At 41.6% G+C, this 2,776-nt stretch carries 2 protein-coding genes; both read left to right on the top strand.

Annotated features, from left to right (window positions below):
• On the top strand, positions 1-897 hold an 897-nt coding region (locus tag AWU74_RS04940; RefSeq protein ID WP_062328221.1), incomplete at its 5' end, for a sugar phosphate nucleotidyltransferase.
• 595 nt (positions 898-1,492) lie between these two features.
• Complete coding sequence (locus tag AWU74_RS04935; protein WP_202966405.1) at positions 1,493-2,776, top strand: adenine-specific methyltransferase EcoRI family protein; 1,284 nt, start codon at positions 1,493-1,495, stop codon at positions 2,774-2,776.

The following is a 2,776-nucleotide window of genomic DNA, read 5'->3' as shown; positions in this document are numbered from 1 at the left end:
CTTTCGGGCGACCAGCTGTACCGCATGGATATTCAGCAGTTTTTGAAGAACCACCTCGACTCCGAAGCCGAAATCAGCATTGCCACGACGCGGGTGAACCGGGCGGACGCGTCCGGCTTCGGCATTATGAAGGCGGACGAAACCGGCAGGATAACCCAGTTTATGGAAAAACCGGCGGCGGACTTGGATATCTCGACGTGGGAAATCCCCTCCGGCGCATACACGGACGCGCCGTCCGAAAAGAAGTTCCTCGCGTCTATGGGCATTTACATATTCAACGCGGCGGCAATGGAACAGGCGCTCGACAATACGCTGTCCGACTTCGGCAAAGAGATTATCCCCGCCGAAATCCAGCGGCGGAAGGTGCAGTCGTATATCCATTCCGGCTACTGGGAGGACATAGGCACCATTCGGAGCTTCTTTGAAGCGAACATAGACCTGACGACTATCACCCCGTCGTTTAATTTTTACGACGAAGCCGCGCCGATATACACGAACCAGCTGAATCTGCCGCCGTCAAAAATCAACCAGGCGGAAATCGCGCAGTCTATTACAAGCGAAGGCTGCGTCATAAGCCGCGCGCATATCAGACACTCGGTAATCGGCGTCCGCTCGGTGATAGAAGAACACTCGGAACTGGACAGCGTGGTGTTTATGGGCGCGGACTACTACGAAAAACCGGGCGAGCCTGGTCCGCATATCGGAATCGGGAAGCGCTGCAGGATTGCGAACGCGATTATCGACAAGAACGCCCGAATCGGCGATTACTGCAATATCGGCGTGAGCGGCAAAACATATCCCAGCGGCGAATACGCCGCCGTCCCGGGCGCATACGTTGCGGACAATATCATCGTTATCAGAAAAAACGCCGTCATTCCGGCAGGGACGAGCATCTGAAGCGTTCGGCTTTGCCGAACGTCCGCGTTTTCTGAAAAAACTCGGCATAGGGGCGGCAGCAAGGCAACGCGCAAACCGGAGGGCGCAAAACTGCCCAGATATATTTTATATCTACCTAGATATATTTTATATCTACCTAGATATATTTTATATCTACCTAGATATATTTTATATCTACCTAGATATATTTTATATCTACCTAGATATATTTTATATCTACCTAGATACATTTTGTAACTACCTAGATATATTTTATATCTGCATAAATATATTTTGTAACTGTCTAGATATATTTTATATCTGACTAGATATGTTTTATATCTGACTAGATATATTCTGTATCTGCCTAAACCTGAAGCGCGGACAGGCAGACCCGCCTCGTGTCCGGGCATAAGAAAAGCGGCGGGAACCGTGCCTGCCGCCGCCTTTCTGCGGAAAAATGTTTGACAAATATGCCGGAAGGTTTTATGCTGTCATAAAAGGCTGCGGGGACAGACGCAGTCTGCGACGCGGCATAAACCTTTCACGTTAAGCGACATTTGCCCTAAAAATATAGGGAACATATAATCTCAAAAAGAATAAATGGAGGCATATTTTGGCAGAGGATAAGATAAAACAATACATTTATATTGTTCAGGCATCGCTGGAGCCTTCAAAATGCAAAATAGGCAAAACCAATGATTTAGAAAGAAGACTAAAAGAATACAATAATATGACCGGCAAATCAAAAGAAAACAGTTACCAGTATTTATTTGCCTGCGAGGTAAAAAATATGGCGGAAGCGGAGAGTGATATAAAAGAAAAATACCTTGCCCTTCGGGAAGAAAAGAGCAAGGAAATATATTTTTACAATTCCGCACTGTTTAAGGATTATGTACAATTTATTAAATCCCACGCGTTGTTTGTAAAAGAAACATTTATCAAAGCCGATGATAAAAAACAAATAGTGAAAATAGTAAAAAAGACAACGCCGTCTCTTGCAGAAAGGGGTTTATCTCAAAAAGATGTAATGCAAAAAGCGAAAAGAATAGATAATGACGAATTTTATACCCGTTTTGAAGACGTTGAAAAAGAATTATCACTGTATGATAAAAGCATCTGGAAAAATAAAACGGTATTCTGTAACTGCGATGACGCTGTTGATAATGATGAAAGAAATACCTCTGCATTTGCTCTGTATTTTTTACAGAATTTTAAGGAGCTTGAATTAAAAAAATTAATATGCACCCATTACAGCGGCATAGTTGATTTATTTAATCAGGGCGCAAAAGGGTATGTGTTTACAAAAGACGGTTTTAATGAATTAAAAGATTATCCCAAAAATTATACGGGCAGTTTTGATGACCACCTTTCATTAAAAATACTTACAGAAGAAACGGATATAGTATGCACGAACCCGCCCTTTTCAAGGGCTATAGATTATTGGAAAGTTACTATTGGAAGCGGAAAGAAATTTTTAATCATTTCTAATATATCAAATTCTATAAACACTGCGTTTATTCCGTATTTTATGGACAACAAAGTATGGGCTGGCTATAATAGAATTGATTGTTTTCTAAATCCTAAAAAAGAACTTGTAGAAGCGGCGAGACACTGGTATACAAATATTACCATTAAAAACAGACCGAAGCATAAACAATTAAAAATAGTGCCTTTGAAAGATATACCGGCAAAATTTAAAAAACATGACGATTCTAAAATATTGCTTGTAGACAACTGTTATATCCCGGACGACTATACAGAAGCTTTTGCCGTATCCGCCCGCCCAATATTAAACGGCTTATTGGAAAAGGAATATAAACTTATTGAAGACAAGGAATATTATCCATATATAAATGGTAAAAAACATTTTGCACGGGTATTGGTGCAGAAAGTATAA

It is taken from the genome of Treponema endosymbiont of Eucomonympha sp. (genome assembly GCF_001028545.1).
Note: the sequence above shows the minus strand (reverse complement) of the source record. Positions and strands in the feature narration are given on the sequence as shown.